At 61.3% G+C, this 20,405-nt stretch carries 17 protein-coding genes; 9 read left to right on the top strand and 8 right to left on the bottom strand.

Annotated elements, in window-relative coordinates:
* The first annotated feature begins 71 nt into the window (after positions 1–71).
* Together ALTERO38_RS11975 and ALTERO38_RS11970 are read left to right on the top strand one after the other, a co-directional pair.
* Positions 72–1,217: a CynX/NimT family MFS transporter gene (locus ALTERO38_RS11975; RefSeq protein ID WP_159969698.1), complete on the top strand. Its 1,146-nt coding sequence runs from the start codon at positions 72–74 to the stop codon at positions 1,215–1,217.
* Positions 1,218–1,348: 131 nt separating this feature from the next.
* Positions 1,349–1,771 carry a hypothetical protein gene (locus tag ALTERO38_RS11970; protein ID WP_102834585.1) on the top strand — a complete coding sequence of 141 codons (423 nt, stop codon included), beginning with the start codon at positions 1,349–1,351 and terminating at the stop codon, positions 1,769–1,771.
* A gap of 3 nt (positions 1,772–1,774) precedes the next feature.
* Here ALTERO38_RS11970 and ALTERO38_RS11965 read toward each other — a convergent pair whose 3' ends face one another.
* The 5 genes from ALTERO38_RS11965 to ALTERO38_RS11945 all read right to left on the bottom strand — a co-directional run bounded on the left by ALTERO38_RS11965 (position 1,775) and on the right by ALTERO38_RS11945 (position 9,902).
* Positions 1,775–2,005: a YheU family protein gene (locus ALTERO38_RS11965; RefSeq protein ID WP_102834584.1), complete on the bottom strand. Its 231-nt coding sequence runs from the start codon at positions 2,003–2,005 to the stop codon at positions 1,775–1,777.
* Positions 2,006–2,015: 10 nt separating this feature from the next.
* On the bottom strand, positions 2,016–4,778 hold the full coding sequence (locus ALTERO38_RS11960) for a hybrid sensor histidine kinase/response regulator (protein ID WP_159968530.1): 2,763 nt from the start codon (positions 4,776–4,778) through the stop codon (positions 2,016–2,018).
* 188 nt (positions 4,779–4,966) lie between these two features.
* Positions 4,967–6,166: an osmoprotectant NAGGN system M42 family peptidase gene (locus ALTERO38_RS11955; RefSeq protein WP_159968529.1), complete on the bottom strand. Its 1,200-nt coding sequence runs from the start codon at positions 6,164–6,166 to the stop codon at positions 4,967–4,969.
* 141 nt (positions 6,167–6,307) lie between these two features.
* On the bottom strand, positions 6,308–8,050 hold the full coding sequence (gene ngg, locus ALTERO38_RS11950; protein WP_159968528.1) for an N-acetylglutaminylglutamine synthetase: 1,743 nt from the start codon (positions 8,048–8,050) through the stop codon (positions 6,308–6,310).
* 79 nt (positions 8,051–8,129) lie between these two features.
* Entirely contained in the window at positions 8,130–9,902 is a 1,773-nt protein-coding gene (locus ALTERO38_RS11945) for an N-acetylglutaminylglutamine amidotransferase (protein WP_159968527.1), read from the bottom strand.
* A 221-nt stretch (positions 9,903–10,123) separates the two neighbouring features.
* On the opposite strand from ALTERO38_RS11945, the gene ALTERO38_RS11940 reads away from it, so the two are divergent.
* A complete protein-coding gene (locus tag ALTERO38_RS11940; protein WP_148924918.1) occupies positions 10,124–10,597 on the top strand; it encodes a MarR family winged helix-turn-helix transcriptional regulator in 474 nt (157 codons plus the stop codon).
* Positions 10,598–10,624: 27 nt separating this feature from the next.
* Here ALTERO38_RS11940 and ALTERO38_RS11935 read toward each other — a convergent pair whose 3' ends face one another.
* On the bottom strand, positions 10,625–11,479 hold the full coding sequence (locus ALTERO38_RS11935; RefSeq protein WP_102834578.1) for a LysR substrate-binding domain-containing protein: 855 nt from the start codon (positions 11,477–11,479) through the stop codon (positions 10,625–10,627).
* A 95-nt stretch (positions 11,480–11,574) separates the two neighbouring features.
* Here ALTERO38_RS11935 and ALTERO38_RS11930 point away from each other — a divergent pair, with 95 nt between their 5' ends.
* The gene (locus ALTERO38_RS11930) at positions 11,575–11,814 is read left to right on the top strand and encodes a DUF1127 domain-containing protein (RefSeq protein ID WP_159968526.1); all 240 of its coding nucleotides are present in this window, start codon (positions 11,575–11,577) and stop codon (positions 11,812–11,814) included.
* A gap of 53 nt (positions 11,815–11,867) precedes the next feature.
* On the opposite strand, the gene mnmC is transcribed toward ALTERO38_RS11930, so the two are convergent.
* The gene (gene mnmC, locus ALTERO38_RS11925; RefSeq protein ID WP_159968525.1) at positions 11,868–13,841 is read right to left on the bottom strand and encodes a bifunctional tRNA (5-methylaminomethyl-2-thiouridine)(34)-methyltransferase MnmD/FAD-dependent 5-carboxymethylaminomethyl-2-thiouridine(34) oxidoreductase MnmC; all 1,974 of its coding nucleotides are present in this window, start codon (positions 13,839–13,841) and stop codon (positions 11,868–11,870) included.
* Between the two features lie 182 nt (positions 13,842–14,023).
* Between mnmC and pap the strand changes: the two genes are divergently transcribed.
* Together pap and ALTERO38_RS11915 are read left to right on the top strand one after the other, a co-directional pair.
* Positions 14,024–15,505: a polyphosphate:AMP phosphotransferase gene (gene pap / locus ALTERO38_RS11920; RefSeq protein ID WP_045428234.1), complete on the top strand. Its 1,482-nt coding sequence runs from the start codon at positions 14,024–14,026 to the stop codon at positions 15,503–15,505.
* Positions 15,506–15,648: 143 nt separating this feature from the next.
* Positions 15,649–16,833 carry a thiolase family protein gene (locus ALTERO38_RS11915; protein WP_159968524.1) on the top strand — a complete coding sequence of 395 codons (1,185 nt, stop codon included), beginning with the start codon at positions 15,649–15,651 and terminating at the stop codon, positions 16,831–16,833.
* A gap of 119 nt (positions 16,834–16,952) precedes the next feature.
* On the opposite strand, the gene ALTERO38_RS11910 is transcribed toward ALTERO38_RS11915, so the two are convergent.
* A complete protein-coding gene (locus ALTERO38_RS11910) occupies positions 16,953–18,344 on the bottom strand; it encodes a class II fumarate hydratase (RefSeq protein ID WP_159968523.1) in 1,392 nt (463 codons plus the stop codon).
* A 147-nt stretch (positions 18,345–18,491) separates the two neighbouring features.
* Here ALTERO38_RS11910 and ALTERO38_RS11905 point away from each other — a divergent pair, with 147 nt between their 5' ends.
* From ALTERO38_RS11905 to ALTERO38_RS11895, 3 genes are all read left to right on the top strand, one after another.
* Positions 18,492–19,001: a DUF2059 domain-containing protein gene (locus tag ALTERO38_RS11905; protein WP_148924925.1), complete on the top strand. Its 510-nt coding sequence runs from the start codon at positions 18,492–18,494 to the stop codon at positions 18,999–19,001.
* A 15-nt stretch (positions 19,002–19,016) separates the two neighbouring features.
* The gene (locus tag ALTERO38_RS11900) at positions 19,017–19,316 is read left to right on the top strand and encodes a BolA family transcriptional regulator (RefSeq protein ID WP_159968522.1); all 300 of its coding nucleotides are present in this window, start codon (positions 19,017–19,019) and stop codon (positions 19,314–19,316) included.
* A gap of 134 nt (positions 19,317–19,450) precedes the next feature.
* Positions 19,451–20,386: a rhodanese-related sulfurtransferase gene (locus ALTERO38_RS11895; protein WP_159968521.1), complete on the top strand. Its 936-nt coding sequence runs from the start codon at positions 19,451–19,453 to the stop codon at positions 20,384–20,386.
* Positions 20,387–20,405: the final 19 nt, after the last annotated feature.

Genomic DNA, 20,405 nt, shown 5'->3' with positions numbered 1-20,405 from the left:
GGAGTAGGGTTGCCGATCCTTCCCAGTCTGCCTCTGGATTCACTGTGAAAAACCCGTCTCGCTGGCTGCTCATGCTGGCCCTTGTGCTGGCCGCCATCAACCTTCGGCCAGGCATCACTTCGTTTGCACCATTGATCGAACGCATCGCCGAGGAGCTCAGTCTCAGCCGCAGCGTCATCAGCCTCACCACCGCCTTGCCAGTACTGCTGATGGGGCTGCTGGCGCCGTTGGCACCCCGTCTGGCCGTGCGTTTCGGCCTGGAGCGCACCATCAGCCTGTGCCTTGGTTTGATCGGTTTGGCGCTGTTACTGCGTCTGTTCGGCAAGAATGCTCCAGTGTTGATCGGCACAGCGGCTATGGTCGGTGCCGGAATCGCGGTTGCCGGGCCGCTGCTGTCGGGCTTCATCAAGCGTTATTTTCTCGAGCAGATGGGCAAGACTGCGGCCTACTATTCGTTGAGCATGGCGGTTGGCGGCACCATCGGCGTAGTGCTGACTGCACCAGCAGCCGAATGGTTGGGCCAGCGTTGGACCTGGGGCCTGGCGCTGTGGGCAATCCCGGCGGTGCTGGCATTGCTGATCTGGTGGCGCCTACCGAACCAGCCGGAGCCGGCCGTGGAGAGCCGTACCGGTCTGCCATGGCGCGAACCGCGCGCCTGGTTGGTAAGCATCTATTTCGCCTTGCAGGCTGGTCTGTTTTACGCGCTGGCTACCTGGTTGGTGGCGCGTTACCACGAGGTTGGCTTCAGTCTGCTGCAGAGCAATGCCTTCTTCAGTGGCTTCATGCTGATCGGTTTGCCCAGCGCGTTCATCATGCCTTGGCTGGCGCAGCGCTTTGGCCGGCGGCACTTGCTGATGGCCTGCTGCGGCGTGCTGGCAACGGTCTGTCTGCTGCTCATTGCCTGGCTTCCGCAGGTCAATCCGCTGCTGGTGTGCATGCTGCTGGGTATAGCCCTGAACGGGACCTTCTCCATGTCGCTGGTATTGCCGATGTACGAAGCCAGTACGCCGCTTGCGGTTAGCCGCTTGACGGCGATGATGCTCTGCACCGGTTATTGTCTGGCCTGTTTCACCCCTGTGCTGACCGGATTGGGCCGAGATATCGCCGGTGACTATCGTGAACCCTTCCTCGTACTCGCGACCATGTCGGCGGCGATGTCCCTGCTGGCCTTGCGGCTGGCGCCTCGGCGCGATCTGGCTGCAGCGAGCACGCGCTGAAGCGACTCGACTGCCTTGAGGTTGTGGTCTGCGTCACCTCTGCAGCTTGTACCCAGACCTTGTCTGCAAGGGACGCTGGAAGGCTGAACGGATTTAGTCGAACATGACGGGCTTTCTCCTGGAGTGTTTCTGTGGAGCCGGAATCCATCGTCTACGGCAGCATCCGTGACTGGCCTTCAACCGATATCGAGCAGTGCCGGTTGCGCCGCGCGGTCAATCGGCGTGCGCTGTACAGCCTGCCGCAAGGCGAGGGTTGGCCTTTTCTCGGAAGAGAGATGTTCTCTTGCTGTATGGACGAAGGGGTGTATCAGACGCAGGTCATTCATTTCGGTGCCAGCTACCGCGCGGTCGAATATGAGTGGGCGCTCTGGGTGCGTCATTTCGAGGAGCTGCTGAACGAACTCTACTGGACCAGCGCGGTGGTCCATCTGGAGACCGAACTCAATGGCATTCATACCTTTCGCTGGGAAACCGAAAGCGGCTCGCACAGCCCTCATCAGCGCGATCTGCGCATGCGCTGCGCCTGGGAACGTGACGGTGGGGTGCTCAGCTGAGTTCTAGTCCTCCAGCCATTCTTTCGGTACGTCGCGTCTGAGCGCCAACTGGCATTGCTGATGCTCAATGTCGAACGCGATCACCGCGGTGCCTTTGCTCAGCGCCTGGCGTACCCGCTCGACACGGATTTCCAGCGGCGTCTCATCGCCATTGTCGGTGCCCTCGCGGGTCACGAAATCTTCGATGAGGCGGGTCAGGGTGTCAGGTTCGAGTTGGTCGTAAGGAATAAGCATCGATGCCGAATCAGGTGGGAGGGTGCAGGTCGGGTTCGTTGATCGGCGCGTTGAGGAACCGATCCAGGTAAGCATACAGCTGCTCGCTGTCCAGTGGTTTGCCAATGAATTCATCCATGCCGGCCTCGCTGCCAGCGCGGCGATGTTCATCGAGTACGTGAGCGGTCAGCGCAATGATCGGCACTGGCTGCAACCGCAACTGCGCCTCTAGTCGGCGGATCTGTCGGCTGGCCTCGAAACCATCCATCTCCGGCATCTCGCAATCCATCAGGATCAGCCGCACCGCGGCCGGGTTCTCGCTGTAGGCACTGACCGCCTTGCGTCCGTTTTCGGCCATCATGACCTCATAGCCGCGTTTGCGCAGCAGACTGGACACCACCATCTGGCTGACGGGATTGTCCTCAACAGCGAGGATAAGCGGTTTGGAGCGTCCCGGGTGCTCAGTGTCCGCCGCAGCGCTATCGGACGGAGGGTTCGCCTGATGGAGGCGATGCAGCGCTTCGCGTAAGGGACCGAGCAGCAGTGGCAACGGCAAGTTGGCCAGGCGCAGCGATGACGATGCCGGGGAAGGTTCGCTTTGCGGCGGGTAGAGCAGCATCACCCGTTGATTCAGTTCGAGCTGATCGGCTACGGCGTTAAGCCAAGCCTGGGGTTTACCTGGCCACGGCGCCATGATTACCAATAGTGGGGCTGAGGCTTGATCGTCGAGGTAGCGGCGCAGATGTTGTGGCTCCTCGCAGCGGACGGTTCGCATGCCCCAGCGCTGCAGCAAGTTGCCCATTGCATCCAGGGCGCAGATGTCCTTGGACGCGATCACAGCGGTGCGTCCCTCGAGTAGCGCCGTCAGTGGGTCGAGGTTGCCGCTCGCCTCGCGCAGCGGGATGTCGAAGCTGAACTGGCTGCCTTGGCCGGGCGTGCTCTGCACATCGATCTGGCCGCCCATCATTTCTACCAGTTCCTTGCTGATAACCAACCCCAGACCGCTGCCACCATAGCGCCGGGTGGTACTGGAATCGCCTTGAGCGAAGGATTCGAACAGTTGGGCCAGAACCTCCGCGCGCATGCCGATCCCGCTGTCGGTGATCGAAAAGACCAGGCTTCGACTGCTTTCAGGGCCCTGGCAGACAACCTTCAGTACCACACAGCCCTGTTCGGTGAATTTGAGCGAATTGCTAAGCAGGTTCATCAGAACCTGTTTGAGACGAGTCGGATCGCCGCGCAGGCGGCGCGGCACACCCGGGGCGAGGCTGAGATGCAGGTTCAGCTGCTTCTGCAGCGCTTGAGCCGTGAACAGGCTGATGGTTTCGGAGACCAGCACTTCGAGGTCGAACTCGATGTCTTCCAGAACCAGCTTGCCAGCACCGATCCGCGCATAGTCAAGGATGTCGTTGATGACCGTCATCAGCGAGTGGCTGGAGCTCGAAACAGTGTCGAGGTAGAACCGCTGGTTACGGTCAAGCGGGGTCTCACGCAGCAATTGCAGCATGCCCAGTACACCGTTCAGCGGCGTGCGGATTTCATGGCTCATTTTCGCCAGGAAGCGGCTCTTTGCCTGGTTCTCGCTCTCCGCCCGTTCGGCTGCCTGGCGTGAACGGAAGCCTTCTTCCTTGAGCAGGTTGATGCGGTCCGCGAGCCCGATCGACAGGGTGATCAGCTCGAAGGCAATACCAACTTTGACGATCGAGGGGCCATACAGCCCCAGCAGGTTGAAGCCCAGTGATCCGGCCGTGACGATGACGAAGGTCGCCAACAGCACGCCCCAGGCCAGCGTGTAATACAGGCCATAGCGCACGCCGCGGCTCCAGACGAACGCTCCGGTCAGCAGCAGCCCGATCGACGAGCTGATGACCATCACACTGGCCAGTACGCTCCACACCTGCGTTTCCAGAACGAAACCGGAGAGCAGCGCGCCCACTGACAGGATCAGAGCCACCCGCAGAGCGAAGTCCAGGCGCGGAAAGTATTCTCGGGTATGCAGGAAATGGCGGCTGAACTGGATAGACACCAGGCAATGACTGAGCATCAGTGCATAGATGCCCAGCGCGATCACCCCGCCTGCATCGTTCAGCCACTTGACCAGCATGCCATCGAAGCTGAGCGCAAACAGGCCCACGTTGAGGTTGTAGATCAGGTACCAGAAATACGCAGGCTCGCGGAGGGAGAGGAACAGAAAGAAGTTGTAGCAGAACATCGCAAACAGCACGCCGTAGAAGGCTCCGGCCAAGCCCGTCGAATCCTCGAATGATTCGGCGTTTGCTGCATAGCTGCTGAAGTACAGCGGCACGTAGAGAGTGCTGGTGCTTTCCACACGCAGCAGCAAGGTCGAGGTACCGGGCTCCAGTTCCAGAGGAAACCAGAAGTTGCTGACCCTGACCGCTCGTTCGTTGAACGGATGGTTGTCGCCGGAGCGCTGCTGGCTGATGCGGCCGTCCGGGTGACGGAGATAGAGCTGGATGTCGTCGAGCAGGGGGTAGTTGATCTCGACGAAGCCGCCGATGGGGTCGTGCAACTGGTTTTCCAGGTCGACACGGAACCACCAGACCGAATCGTTCTTGCCCTTGTTGGGATGTACCCCGGACACGGGGACGAAGGTTTTTTCCGGCAGCGCGAAGACTTCAGCCACGCCGAGTTCGGCAGCCGGGTCTCGCAAAAAGTAGCTCCAGCTACCCAGTGCCTGGCGGAAATGCTGGGAGTCCACCGGCACGGGCTCGAACGCCGATGCCTGAGCGGTCAGACAGAACAGAAGAACGGCCAGAAAAAGACGCGGCGCCATGTTATTGATCCAAGGAGTACACACTCGCAAAACGCAGTTTCCAGTCGCGCGAATGGCAAACCCTGTTCGCTTCATGCCTGACTGGCCAAGCATTCATATGTTTCAGAGGCTTGCGACTTTGCCCGGATCACCGCCGCCTCGCAATCGGCAAATGCCTCAAGTTGGCGGCACATCATGAAACGCCACAGTCAACCTGAAGAATCATCGGTCGGCTTGTCGAAGATTGAATCGACTGCCGGCACGCGCGTGTCGTTTTCCATCTGCGTCACGTGTTCGAGTTGATGGCTGAAATTCTCCAGGGAATCCTTGCCTGCATGGGCATCACTGGTGAAAACCGGTGGGCTCAGCAAATAGGCTGAAATCAAGCGGCTCATGGCGGCCAGGCTGTCGATATGGGTGCGCTCATAGCCGTGTGTCGCATCGCAGCCAAACGCCAGCAGCGCGGTGCGGATATCGTGCCCGGCAGCGATCGCCGACTGTGCATCGCTGTGGTAGTAGCGGAACAGGTCACGCCGCACCGGTACCTCCTTGGCTTCTGCCAGTTTGAGCAGATGCCGGGACAGGTGGAAATCGTATGGCCCACCCGAATCCTGCATGGCGACGGTAACTGCGTGTTCGCTGGATTCCTGGCCCTTGGCCGTCGGCGCGATGTCGATGCCGACGAACTCGCTGACATCCCAGGGCAGGGCGCCGGCTGCCCCAGACCCGGTTTCCTCGGTGATGGTGAACAGCGGATGGCAGTCGATGGGTGGCTCACGACCGCTTTCGATCACCGCTTTCAGTGACGTCAGTAAGGCTGCCACTCCGGCTTTGTCATCCAGGTGGCGCGAGCTGATGTAACCGCTGTCGGTAAACTCGGGCATTGGATCGAACGCGACGAAATCGCCCACGTTGATGCCCAGCGCGAAGGTGTCGGCGCGGCTCGCGGTATAGCCGTCCAGACGCAGCTCGACGTGGTTCCAGCTGATCGGCATCTCGTCGACTGCGGTGTTGAATGCATGCCCCGAGGCGAGCAGGGGCAGCACGCTGCCACGTACCACGCCGGTGTCAGTGAAGACGCTGACGCGGCTGCCTTCGGCGAAGCGGCTTGACCAGCAACCCACCGGGGACAGACCGAGTCGGCCATTGTCCTGAATTTCCCGGACGCTGGCGCCGATGGTGTCCAGGTGCGCGGCGATGGCTCGATCCGGGCTGTACCGGCGACCTTTGAGCGTGGCGCGGATGGTTCCGCGGCGGGTCAGCTCGAAGGGAATGCCGAGCTCCTTCAGGCGCTCTGCCACATATCGAACGATTGTGTCGGTGAAGCCGGTGGGGCTGGGAATGGCGAGCATCTCCAGCAGCACACGTTGCAGGTAGTTGAGGTCCGGTTCGGGAAGCTTGGCAGTCATGATCATTCCTTAGCGGCGGAAAACTGGCTGCCGCTATGTAAGTGAGTGAAGTTGAGCTGCGGTGGTGCCGCAAGCGAGGCGGCGGGCCGTTCCGGCATCTGCTGGTGCCGGAACCAGGCCATCTACGGCCTGAGTGCCCCGCTAGTGGGTGCCGTAGCTGAGTGGAAAGAGCAGGTCGACGAAGCGCTCGGCGGTGGGCTGGGGATGGTGATTGGCGAGGCCGACCCGCTCGTTCGCTTCAATGAATACGTACTCGGGTTTGTCTGCTGCCGGCACCAGCAGGTCCAGGCCGACTACAGGAATATCAAGCGCGCGAGCGGCCCGAACGGCGGCGTCGATTAAATCTGGATGCAACTGATCGGTTACATCATCGAGCGTGCCACCGGTATGCAGGTTGGCAGTGCGGCGCACCGCCAAGCGCTCGCCACGTGGCAAGACGCTGTCGTAGTCGAAGCCAGCGTCGCTGATGCAGCGCTGTGTCTCTTCGTCCATAGGGATTCGGCTTTCGCCAGCGGTTGCAGCCTGGCGGCGCCGACTCTGGGTCTCGATCAACTGGCGAATGCTGTGGCTGCCGTCACCCACCACTTCAGCCGGACGGCGGATCGCCGCGGCCACGACTTCATATCCAATCACGACAATGCGCAGGTCAAGTCCGGGATGAAAGCTTTCCAGCAACACGCGCTGATCGAACTGACGTGCGCGAGCAATGGCTTCTTCGACATCCTGGCTGCTGCGCAGGTCGACCGAGACGCCTTGGCCCTGTTCACCATCGAGCGGCTTTACGACCACACCGCCGTGTTGCTCGAGAAACGCGGCATTCTCCTCGACCGAACCCGCGAGTTGTTGGGCAGGTAGTTTAAGCCCCGCGCGAGCAAGGGTCCGGTGAGTCAGGCTCTTGTCCTGGCACAACGTCATGCTGACCGCAGACGTAAGGTCCGACAGTGACTCGCGGCAGCGCACCTTGCGGCCACCCTGGGTCAGAGTGAACAGGCCGGCCTCGGCATCATCGATGGTGATCTCGATGCCGCGGCGGCGTGCCTCGTCGACGATGATCTTGGCGTAGGGATTCAGCTCCGCTTCCGGGCCTGGGCCAAGAAACAGCGGCTGGTTGAAGGTGTTCTTGCGCTTGACCGTGAAGGTTTGCAGGTCGCGGAAGCCAAGCTTGGCGTAGAGCGCCTTGGCTTGCTTGTTGTCGTGCAGTACCGACAGATCGAGATACGCCAGCCCACGGCCCATGTAGTGCTCGATTAGGTGGCGAACCAGCGCTTCGCCTACACCGGGGCGCGTGCAGTTTGGCGCGACCGCCAGGCACCAGAGGCTGGAACCGTTCTCCGGATCATTGAACGCCTTGTGGTGGTTGATGCCCATGACACTGCCGATGATCTCGCCGGAGTCATCGTCCTCAGCCAGCCAATACACCGGACCGCCTTGCTCTCGCGGTGTGCACAACTCAGGGTTGACCGGCAGCATGTGGCGGGACTGATACAGACTGTTGATCGCCTTCCAGTCCTCCTCGCTCTGAGCGCGGCGGATGCCGAAGCCGCGGAAGCTCCGGCGAGCCGGGCGGTAATCGGTGAACCAGATGCGCGATGTGTCCGATGGATCAAGGAACAGCTGCTGCGGCGCATAGGCGAGTACCTGATGCGGCGCGGCGACGTACAGGGCGATATCCCGCTCACCGGCCTGTTCATGGAGCAGGTCGGCCGCGAGCTTCTCAGGGTCGGAGTAGGTGTGGCCGATCAAGATCCGGCCCCAGCCGCAGTGCAGTGTTACTGGCGCCTGATGTTCCGCCTGGCCGTCCTCGGCGAGCCGTTGCTGCAAGCGCTCATAGGTCGGTGTCTGGCCGCGCAACAGTCGCTGTCCGTAGGCTTGAGACTTCTGCATGGTGCATTCCTTGGAGCTTGTATGACTTCACTACGGCAACGCTTCGGCGCTCGCTCATTGCGTCGTCATGAACGGGTTGTTAGAGGCCTTGTTCGCTCAACCATAGATTGACCGCTGCCAACTGCCACAATTTCGAGCCACGCAGAGGCGTCAGTTGACCTTCTGGGTCATTGAACAGCCTGTCCAGCATGGCCGGGTTATACAGCCCGCGGTCCTGGCTCGGGTCGGTCAGCAGCTCCCGCACCCAATTCAAGGTATCGCCCTGCAGATGCTTGAGCCCTGGCACCGGGAAATAACCCTTGGGACGGTCGATGACCGCAGCTGGAATGACTTTGCGCGCGGCTTCCTTGAGCACGTACTTGCCGCCGTCAGGCAGCTTGTACTTGGCTGGGATTCTTGCCGACAGCTCGGCCACGTTGTGGTCGAGAAACGGCACTCGAGCTTCGAGGCCCCAGGCCATGGTCATGTTGTCGACGCGTTTGACCGGGTCGTCGACCAGCATCACTGTGCTGTCGATGCGCAGAGCTTTGTCTACAGCGGCGTCGGCGCCGGGCTGGGCGAAATGCTGACGTACGAAATCGCCGGAGAAGTCGCCCTTGACCCACTGCTGCTGCACGGTATCGGCGTATTCCTCGAAGCCGCGGTCACGGAAGGCTGTGAGATAAGCCTCAACCGGGTCCTCGGCACCGTCCACCTGTGGATACCAGTGGTAACCGGCAAACAGCTCGTCTGCGCCCTGGCCGCTCTGCACCACCTTGCAGTGCTTGGAGACTTCACGCGAGAGCAGATAGAACGCGATGCAGTCATGGCTGACCATCGGTTCGCTCATGGCGCGGAACGCGGCGGGTAGCTGTTCGAGAATTTCCTTTTCCTGAATGCGCAGCTGGTGATGACGCGTTCCGTAATGCTGAGCGATCAGATCCGAGTACTTGAACTCGTCGCCACGCTCGCCACCGGCATCCTGGAAGCCAATGGAGAAGGTCTGCAGGTTATCGCCAGCGCCTGCTTCGCGAAGCAGGCCGACCAGCAAACTGGAGTCGACACCGCCGGACAGCAGAACGCCCACGTCGACCGCCGCGCGATGACGCAGGGCAACGGACTCATGCAAGGTGGTCAGGGTGCGCTCCTGCCAGTCTTCGAAGCTGTAGCCTTGTTCTTCTTCCGATGCGCCGAATTCCAGCGTCCACCAGCGGTGTTGGCTGCTCTTGCCGCTGGCGTCAATCCGCATGAAGGTGCCGGGCGGCAGTTTTTCGATTCCGGCGATCAGGGTATCCGGCGCCGGCACCACAGCATGGAAGCTCATGTAGTGATTCAGAGCCACCGGGTTCAGCACGCCAGCAATATCTCCGCCCTTGAGCAACGCCGGAAGCGTCGAGGCAAAGCGCAAGCGCTCGCCCGTGCGTGACAGATAGAGCGGCTTGATACCGAGACGATCGCGCGCGATGAACAGTTCTTGCACGTCTCGCTGCCAGATGGCGAAAGCGAACATGCCGTTCAGTCGGGGCAACAGGGCTTCGCCCCAGGCATGAAAGCCTTTGAGCAAGACCTCGGTGTCGCCGCCGGAGAAGAAGCTGTAGCCCAATGCTTCCAGTTCGGCGCGCAATTCGGGGTAGTTGTAGATGGCGCCGTTGAACACCATGGACAGGCCGAGCGCCGAGTCGATCATCGGCTGGCCAGAGGCCTCGCACAGATCCATGATCTTCAGGCGTCGGTGACCCAGAGCGAGAGGGCCTTGGCTGTTGAAGCCGCAGGCGTCCGGGCCACGGGACGTCAGGGATTGGGTGATGCGTTCAACCGCGGCCAGGTCGGCCGGTTGATTATCGAAGCGAAGTTCGCCAGCTATGCCACACATAGGATCCTTACCGGTATTGCCGTTGGGGAGTGTGACTGACGCTCGGACCGCGAAGTTCAGGATTTCAGACGGGCGTGTACCGCTCTGGCTCGGTGGCTGAGGGGCTTGTTAAGGGGCGCCTCGGCTGGCCTGAATCGCGCTCTGCTGCGTCAGTCAGGTTTTACAGGGAAACAAAAATAGTGCTTTCATGTCAAACCGTACTCGGCACGATTTAACTGTCTATGAGCGAAAAAAACATTCGATCTGAAACTATTGAAGCGGCAGAGAGCAACCTTGAGTTGTCTCTGTTTCAGGCCTTGCGCCGGTTGCAGCAAGACGCCGAGATGCATGCCAAGCGACTGGCGCGTTTCGGTGGGCTGAGCCCGGTGCAGCTGATGATTCTGCAGGTGCTGGCCAGCGAACGGCAGCTGACCGCCAGCGCTTTGAGCAAGCGCGTCAGCCTGACGCCAGCGACGCTGTCCGGGCAACTCGACCGCCTTGCTGAGCGCGGACTGCTGTTGCGCCAACGGGATGATCAGGACCGCCGTCGTCAGTGGCTTTTATTGACTGACGAGGGGCGCGCACTGCAACAGCAGGCGCCTTCGCTGTTACCGCCCGAGTTCGTTGCGCGATTCTCGGCGTTGCCGGAGTGGGAGCAGCACGGGATTACCGCGGCGCTACTGCGCGCCGCGTCGATATGCGGATCGGAAGACTAACCGCCGCCGCGCTGATCGACCGACCCGCTACAGACGAAAACCTTCGACGATATGCTCCGCTAGCGTCTCGCTGACCTGAGACTGGTTGCGATCGTTGCGCAGCAGGACAATGCTGCACGAAGGCAGCTCCGGCATGCCCTCGGCTTCGCCCAGTACGCGCATATCCGCTGTCACCAGGCTCTGCAGCTGCGCGGTCACCGCAAGTCCCGCGTTGGTCACAGCCATCAGCGCCGAGAGGCTGGGGCTGGTATAGGCGACCCGGTAGGGTACTTCCAGGCTGTCCAGGGCGTTGCAGGCCCAGGCCCGGCAGAAGCAGTCGGTATTGAACATGGCCAGTGGCATGGGCCGTTGTTCATGGGTGTTGAAGCCAGGCGCTTCGGCCCAGACGAAACGCTCTCGGCGCAGCAGCTGACCGATCTCGGTGCCCGGCTCGCGGGTGACGATGGACAGATCCAGGTCGCGCCGCTGCAGTAACTGATAAGACGGTTCGCAATGCACCTCCACCTGTACCAGCGGATAGGCCTGCGCGAAGCGCGACAGGATGCCCGGCAGGAAGCGCATTACATAGTCGTCCGGGGTGCCGATGCGCACCGAGCCTACCATGTGCGGTTCGCGTAGAGTCGTCAGCACCTCGCCGTGCAGTTTGAGGATTCTCCGTGCGTAACCGAGCAGGATCTGGCCCTCGGCGGTGAGCTTGACCTGACGCCCATCGCGCTCGAATACCGACCGTTGCAGCACATCCTCTTCCAGGCGCTTCATCTGCATGCTGATCGCCGACTGCGTGCGATTGACGGCTTCGGCCGCTCGGGTAAAGCCGCCGTGATCGGCAATTGCCACAAAGCTGCGCAGCAGCTCTGCATCGATACTGGGGTAATTGGCCATCCATCAATCTCCGAGATGTACGCCATCAGAAACATTCGTTGGATTGATCATAAGCCCGGCAGGACACTGACGCCATCCACTCGGAGGTATCCCAGATGAAAAGCCATGCTGAGTTCGTTCAACCTTGCGTCAGAAGCACAACGGCCCATTACTCATTCGGCCGGTCGTTGCATGCGGTCTGGCAGCAGTTAACCCGCTGGCATGCGTTGTATCGTCAGCGTCAGCAGCTCGCGGCATTGAGCGACGAGATGCTCAAGGACATCGGCTTGAGCCGGGCCGATATCGAAACCGAAACTTCCCGTCCGTTTTGGGACGAGCCGTTTCGTCGATGCTAGTGCTACGGCGAGGCCGCGTGCCTGGCGTGCGAGCGCCAGGCGATCGCGGTCAGTCAGTCGGTCCGGCGGATGAGTTTGCGCAGCAGGAATCGATTGGGATGGCAGGCTTCTGCGATGGCACGCGGCACGGGCAGGGGTTCGTCATTCAGCCAGGCTGCGAGCAATTCCCCGGCCAGGGGCGCGGTAATCAGGCCGCGCGAGCCGTGGGCGGTGTTCACGTATAGCCCGTCAAGCCAGGGGCATGGCTTATCGGGCACCTGGCGGGCATCCTTTGCCAGCACGGCATAGGTCTCGGCGAAACATTCCGGATCGGCCAGGGCGCCAACGATGGGTAGATAGTCGGGGCTGGTGCAGCGGAACGCGACACGTCCTTGCAGCTGGTCCGTGTCGCAGCTTTCGACGGCCAGGCGCTGATGCAGATCGCCGGAAATCTCCCTGAGCATGTCCAGGTTCGAATGATGTTCAGCAGCGCTCGGCGCGGGATCGGCCTCGGCAAAATTGAAACTCGCCCCTAGCGTATGCTGACCCTCACGTGGCGGGGCGACATATCCCTTGGCACACAACACGGTGCGTAATGCGGCGCTTTTTTCGTTCGCCGGCAGGGCGGTGATCTGCCCGCGAATCCGCTTGAGTGGCAGCCAGGCGCTTTGACTGAACCGCTTGGCATCGGCAGCGCCGGCCAGAATCACGACCGGCGCCTCGGCCACCAGCTCATCGCCGGCCAGCGCCTGCCATTGCTCGCCGCTTCGACGCAGTTCGAGCGGGTGCCGATGGCGATGCAACTCGATCGACGGGTGCTTGATCAGCCAGCGACACAGCGCTGGCGGGTGCGCCCAGCCGGCATCCGGATAGAACAGCCCCCCATGGTCCAGCGCTACGCCCGCCAGCCGCTCGGCCTCTTCGCGCGGCACCGCATGCAGAAGACCGGGCGGGAAGGCGTCGGAAAGTGCCGCCTGGCGGAGGCTTTCCTTATGATCGAAGGAGAGCTGCAGCACGCCGCAGGCATCCCAGTCCTGTCCGCGCTGCAGGTTGTGCAATAGCCGACGGGTGTAGCCAAAGCCGCTGGCAACAAGCTGCGAGAGCGCGGTGCCGTGCGCTGAGAGCTTCAAATAGAGCACGCCCTGCGGGTTGCCAGAACCCTCCTGGGCAATATCGTCGTGCCGTTCCAGCAGTGCCACCTGCCATCCGCGCGCCGCCAGGCTGGCGGCGCTGGCGCAACCCGCGAGGCCTGCGCCAATCACCAGCGCCTTGCGCTGCGCCGGTTGATGCGAAGGGCGCGCGAACCAAGGGGTCTGCGGGGTTTCTGGCGGCGTGACAAGCTGGCCCTGCAGGTTTTCCCACTTATGGCCTAAGCCGGGAATCCGCTTGACCTCGAAGCCCGCTTCCTTGAGTGCTCGCCGTACGCTGCCGGCGCTGCTGAAGGTTGCCAGGGTTGCACCTGGAGCCGACAGCCGCGCCACCTGCTCGAACAGCTCGGGCTGCCACATGTCCGGGTTCTTTGGCGGTGCGAAGCCATCGAGAAACCAGGCATCTACCCGCGCATCCAGCTCTTTGAGCCTCTCGAGCGCGTCGCCGACCAGTAGCGTCAGCGTCACCCGCCCAAAACGAAACTGCTGGAACCCCGGGTTGATCGCTACATACTGATCCAGCAACTGCTGCGCCTGGTCATGCAGTTCCGGCCACAAAGCCAGGGCACGACACAGGTCGTCGTGGGTGAGGGGATGCTTTTCAACGCTGACAAAGTGCAAGGCGCTATTGGCAGGCGCAGTGCGCTCGAAAAGCGCCCAGGCGCAAAGGAAGCTGAGACCGGTGCCAAAGCCCGTTTCGCCAATCACCAGGCGTTCTCCGGCGTGAAGGGCAGCGAAACGGTCGGCCAGCCGATTGGGTCGCAGAAACACGTGGGTGGTTTCGGCCATGCCGGAGCCGCGGGAAAAGTACACGTCACCATACTGCCGGGATTGCGGTTGGCCGTTCTCGTCCCAATCGAGTTCGGCATGCTGAAAACCGGTGTGGAGCGGGGCGGACATCGACGTTTCCTGCGGTGAAAGACCGCGATTCTAGCAGCCGCGCGAAACCTGCTGCGGGCGCGCTTTGTCGCATCGACAGGCGTGCAAGCTTGCGCACCAGCGCAAACAGGCGGTGCTACATCAGTACTGCAGCTGTCTCGGCCTGCTAGGGTTCATCACAGCATCCTTTCTTGGAGTTCAAGATGTTCGAGTCCGCGGAAATCGGTCACACCATCGACAAGGACATTTACAACAAAGAGGTACCTGTTCTGCGTGAAGCGCTTCTGCACGCGCAGTACCGCCTCAGAGAGCAGGCGCGGTTTCCGGTGCTGATCCTGATCAATGGGATTGAGGGCGCTGGCAAAGGCGAGACGATCAAGCTACTCAACGAATGGATGGACCCACGGTTGATCCGCGTTGATAGCTTCGATGTGCCCACCGACGAAGAGCTTTCGCATCCTCCAGCCTGGCGCTACTGGAGACGGCTCCCGCCCAAAGGCCAGACCGGGATTTTCTTCGGTAACTGGTACAGCAAGATGCTTGAGGATCGCGTTCATCGTCGAATCAAGAAGACCGATCTTCAGCTTGCTATCGACCGCGCTCAACGTTTCGAGCGGATGCTCTGCGCCGAGGGCATGCTGATCTTCAAGTTCTGGTTTCACTTGTCCAAGGACCGCATGCAGCAGCGGCTTGAGTCGCTCAAGGATGACCCACTGCACAGCTGGCGTATCAGCCCGCTGGATTGGCAGCAGTCGAAAACCTACGACCGGTTCGTCAAGCACGGTGAACTGATCCTGCGTCGCAGCAGCCGGGACTTTGCGCCCTGGTACGTGATTGAAGGAAGCGACGAACGATACCGCAGCCTGACCGCCGGCCGGCTGTTGCTCGAAGGGCTGAACTCGGCGCTGGACGCCGCCGACCAACCCTTCACTCAGCCGCACACGGCAACCGTCGAGCTGAATCTCGACCAGGCAAGCCTGCTCGACAGCCTCGACATGCGCCAGTCGCTTAGCAAGGACCACTACAAGGAGCAACTGGGGCAGGAGCAGGCGAGGCTGAGTCAGCTGCTACGCGATCCGCGATTACGCAAGCGCGGGGTGCTGGCCCTGTTCGAGGGCCACGATGCCGCAGGCAAGGGTAGCGCCATTCGCCGGGTCACCGGTGCACTGGATCCGCGGCTGTATCGCACCATACAGATCGCCGCCCCCAGCGAGGACGAACTGGCGCAACCCTGGCTGTGGCGCTTCTGGCGCAACGTCCCGGCCCGCGGGCAGTTCACCATCTTTGACCGGTCTTGGTATGGCCGAGTGCTGGTCGAGCGGGTCGAGGGCTTCTGCTCGCCGGATGAATGGCTGCGGGCCTACACCGAAATCAATGAGTTCGAGGAACAGCTGGTCGATGCCGGCGTGGTGGTGGTGAAGTTCTGGCTATCGATTGACAAACAGACGCAGCTTGAGCGATTCAAGGAGCGTGAAGATACCCCGCATAAGCGCTTCAAGATCACCGAGGAAGACTGGCGAAATCGTGAAAAATGGGACGACTACAGTAATGCGGTAGCTGACATGGTCGACCGCACCAGTACCGAAATAGCGCCCTGGACACTGGTGGAGGCCAATGACAAGCGCTTCGCTCGGGTCAAGGTGTTACGAACGCTCAACGATGCGCTGGACGCTGCGATCAGCTGAGGTTGCAAAGGGAGGGAGACAATGGCCGGCCATATCCCTGCTGAATGGTCGTCGCCTTTGGCAATGGGCCGGAACTATGCTCGACCCATCGTCAACAGGCCGGTCGCCCCCGTCGCGGCCGCCCAAACCATTCGAGGTATGCCATGCGTGAAGTAGTGATCGTCGACAGCGTCCGGACCGGCCTGGCCAAGTCCTTCCGCGGCAAGTTCAACATGACCCGCCCCGATGACATGGCGGCCCATTGCGTCAATGCGCTGCTGTCGCGCAACGACCTGGATCCCAAGCTGGTCGAGGACTGTATCGTCGGTGCCGGTTCCAACGAAGGCGCTCAGGGCTACAACATCGGCCGTAACGTGGCGGTTCTCTCGAACCTGGGCATTCAGTGCGCGGGTATGACGCTCAATCGCTTCTGTTCGTCTGGCCTGCAATCAATCGCCATCGCGGCCAACCAGATCGCCTCGGGCTGCAGCGACGTCATTGTTGCTGGCGGCGTCGAGTCGATCACCATGACGGCCAAGAGCCGTAACAGTGACAATCTTTTCAATCCGATCCTGCAGGAGCGCGTCCCTGGGCTGTATCACAGCATGGGTCAGACCGCTGAGATGGTTGCGCGCCGCTACAACGTGACACGCGAGCAACAGGATCAATACTCGCTACAAAGCCAGCAGCGCACGGCGCGGGCCCAGGCCGAAGGTCTGTTCCAGGACGAAATCGTACCGATGAACGTCCGCTACTTCACTGAAGACAAGGCCACTGGCGAGCGCACCGAACATGAAGGCGTGGTTGATCGCGATGACTGCAACCGTCCCGATACGACGCTGGAGAACCTCTCGTCGCTCAAGCCCGTGTTCGCGGATGACGGCTCCGTCACCGCTGGTAACGCGTCGCAGTTGTCCGACGGAGCCTCGATGACGCTGGTGATGAGCCTGGACAAAGCGTTGGAGCTGGGTCTGAAGCCGCGTGCCTATTTCCGTGGTTTCACCGTCGCGGGTTGCGAGCCGGACGAAATGGGCATCGGCCCGGTGTTCTCGGTTCCGCGTCTGCTTCAGGCGCGCGGCCTGCAGGTCAGCGACATTGATCTCTGGGAGCTTAACGAAGCCTTCGCTTCTCAGTGCCTCTATTGCCGCGACACACTCGGCATCGACAACGAGAAGTTCAACGTGAACGGCGGCTCGATCTCCATCGGTCACCCGTTTGGCATGACCGGCTCACGGACTGCGGGCCATCTCATTCGTGAGCTGCAGCGCCGCAATCAGCGTTACGGCGTGGTGACTATGTGTGTGGGCGGCGGCATGGGCGCATCGGGGCTGTTTGAAGCCGTACGCTGAGGCAGTTAGATAAATAAAAACCCGCGCCTGGCGCGGGTTTTTTGTTACCGCAGTCTGGCGACCGAGGCTTGTAGGGTGGGCTTCAGCCGACCACCCCGCGGCCAGATCGCTGCCTCAGCTCAGCTGCGACTGGATTCGAGCATGGTTTCCGGTCGGACCCACTGGTCGAACTCCTCGTCGGTCAAATAGCCAAGCGCCAGCGCCGCCTCACGCAGGGTAGTGCCTTCGGCGTAGGCCTTCTTGGCGATCTCGGCTGCCTTGTCATAACCGATGTGCGGGTTCAGCGCGGTCACCAGCATCAGCCCTCGCTCCAGATGCTCGGCCATACGCCCGGCGTCCGGCTCCAGGCCGACGATGCAGTGGGTGTTGAAGTTACGGCAACCGTCAGCCAACAGCCGGATCGACTCAAGCATGTTGTACACGATCACCGGCTTGAACACATTGAGCTGAAGATGACCCTGGCTCGCGGCGAAACCAACGGTAACGTCGTTGCCCATGACCTGGCAGGCAAGCATGGACAGTGCCTCGCACTGAGTTGGATTGACCTTGCCCGGCATGATCGAGCTGCCCGGCTCGTTGGCTGGCAAACGCACCTCGGCGAAACCACCACGCGGGCCGGAACCCAGCAGACGCAGGTCGTTGGCGATCTTCATCAGCGCGGTCGCCAGCGTCTTCAGTGAGCCGGAGAGGGCAACCAGAGGTTCATGACCGGACAGGGCCGCAAACTTGTTAGGTGCCGAAACGAACGGCAGGCCGGACAGCGCGGCCAGCTCGGCAGCAATAGCTTCGGCGAAGCCGTGTGGGGCGTTAAGCCCAGTACCCACCGCGGTGCCACCTTGAGCCAGCTCATAGACTGCAGGCAGCGCGTGGCGAATGGATTGTTCGGCAATGTCCAGCTGCGCCACGAAAGCGGATAGTTCCTGGCCAAAGGTGACGGGCGTCGCATCCATCATGTGGGTGCGCCCAGTCTTGACCAGCCCGCCGTGTCGCGCCGCCTGCTCAGCAATGCCGCCAGACAGCTCGGCGATTGCAGGCAGAAGGTCCTCTTGGATCGACCGCGCAATGGCGATGTGCATGGCGGTAGGGAAACAGTCGTTGGAGCTCTGTGCACGGTTGACGTGGTCGTTGGGGTGGACCGGGCTCTTGCCGCCGCGCGCACCACCGGCCAGCTCGTTGGCGCGTCCGGCGATGACCTCGTTGACGTTCATGTTGCTCTGGGTGCCGCTGCCGGTTTGCCAGACCACCAGCGGAAACTGATCGTCGTGTTGGCCATGAAGGATCTCGTCCGCGGCCTGTTCGATCAGGCGGGCGATGTCCGGCGGCAAGTCGCCTATGCGGTCGTTTACTCGCGCCGCAGCCTTCTTGATCAGCGCCAGCGCATGGCAGACGGCAAGCGGCATGCGCTGCTCACCGATAGCGAAATTGATCAGGGAACGTTGTGTCTGAGCGCCCCAATAAGCCTGCTCAGGTACTTCCACAGGTCCCAGACTGTCGGTTTCGGTGCGTGTCATGCCGTACTCCATTAATGAGGTATCCCTGTTAGGTCGCTGGCAGCGGGCACAGGTTCAATCTGGCCTGCAGTGTGCCTTGAGCGACGGGAACTCAGCGCGCAGAATGTGTCCATTGAGGCTCACCCAACGATCGCCAAGGATCATCTCATGCACATGCTTCGTACATTCGGCCTTTGTAGCGCTCTGTCGATCGCGCTGCTCAGTGGTCAGGCCAGCGCGGACAGCGCCAGTCACGCAACTCAGGCCGAGCGTTTTCTGGAACTGGTCAATGCCGATCGGCTGTCGGTGCCGGTCTACGGCCAGGTGCAGCAGATGTTCGCCCAACGCTTTGAACAGACTCGGGCACCGGAAAGCAAACGCGCGCTTCTCGAGCAATACCAGTCCAAGGCGGATGCCGCGCTGGACAAGGCGATCGGCTGGGAAAAAGTCAAACCCGATCTGATCAAGCTCTATACCGACACCTTCACCGAGCAGGAGCTGACCCAGTTGAACGACTTCTACGAGTCGGCGCTGGGCAAGAAAATGCTGACCAAACTGCCGGAGCTGAATGCACGCTCGGCTCAGGTCACCCAGGCCAAGCTGGAAAGCGCCGTGCCCCAGGTGAACAAACTGCTGGCAGAAATGACGGCCGAACTTGATACCCAGAAAAAACCCTGACGGAGCACGCCCGGCATGCCCAAGATCGACCTTATCCAAGACGCGCTGCAAAGCGCACTGCAACCTCAGCATCTGCAGGTGCTGGATGAAAGCCACATGCACAGCCGTGGTCAGGAAACCCATTACAAGGCGGTGATCGTCAGCGAACAGTTTGCCGGTCTGAATGCGGTCAAGCGCCACCAGCGCGCCTACGCGGCCATGGGCGACCTGATGCCGCAGATTCACGCACTCGCCCTGCACACCTATACCCCTCAAGAGTGGGCCGAGCAGGGCGTCGCACCGGCGTCCCCGGTCTGTGCCGGGGGACATAAGTAGTCAGCTGCCGGGCGGCTTGAAGCCTGTCCTGCAATTGTTGCTAGAATGCGCGCCGCGCCGGCTCACGCCGGCGTTGTCGTTTTCGCATTCCCGGTCCGCCCTTTGCGTGGGTGACCACTGGAGGAAATACCCGCATGACCCAGAAGATCGTCGTCGCGGCGCTGTACAAGTTCGTCTCCCTGCCGGACTACGTCGCGTTGCGTGAACCCCTGCTCGAAACCCTTGAGGCCAGTGGCATCAAAGGCACGCTTTTGCTGGCTGAAGAAGGTATCAACGGCACCGTGTCCGGCACCCGCGAAGGGATCGATGCCTTGCTCGCTTGGTTTGGCACCGATGCGCGCCTGGCCGATATCGATCACAAGGAATCCTACTGTGACGAGCAGCCGTTCTACCGCACCAAGGTCAAGCTGAAGAAGGAAATCGTCACCCTCGGTGTGGAGGGCGTCGATCCCAACCAGCGCGTCGGCACCTATGTCGATCCGAAGGACTGGAACGCGCTCATCGAAGATCCGGAAGTGCTGCTGATCGATACCCGCAACGACTACGAAGTGGCCATCGGTACGTTCGAAGGCGCAATCGACCCGAAAACCAAGTCGTTTCGCGAGTTTCCCGAGTACATAAAGGCTCACTACGATCCTGCCAAGCACAAGAAGGTCGCGATGTTCTGCACCGGCGGTATCCGCTGCGAAAAGGCGTCCAGCTACATGCTCGGTGAGGGTTTCGAAGAGGTCTATCACCTCAAGGGCGGCATCCTCAAATACCTCGAAGAAGTACCGCAGGAAGAAACCCGTTGGCGCGGCGACTGCTTCGTGTTCGACAACCGCGTCACCGTCCGCCATGACCTCACCGAGGGCGACTTCGACCAGTGCCACGCCTGCCGCACACCGATTTCGTTGGAGGACCGCCAATCCGAGCACTACGCTTCAGGCATCAGCTGCCCGCACTGCTGGGATAACCTCAGCGAAAAGACGCGCCACAGTGCGCGTGAGCGGCAGAAGCAGATCGAACTGGCGCTCAAGCGCAACCAGCCACACCCCATCGGCTACAACTATCGCAAGGCGGGTGTTTAACCGTACAGTCATGAGGCGC

Origin of the sequence: Pseudomonas sp. 9Ag (assembly GCF_902506445.1) — a bacterium.
In the GTDB taxonomy this organism is placed as follows: domain Bacteria; phylum Pseudomonadota; class Gammaproteobacteria; order Pseudomonadales; family Pseudomonadaceae; genus Stutzerimonas; species Stutzerimonas stutzeri_AB.
This window is presented reverse-complemented; position numbering and strand designations above follow the sequence as displayed.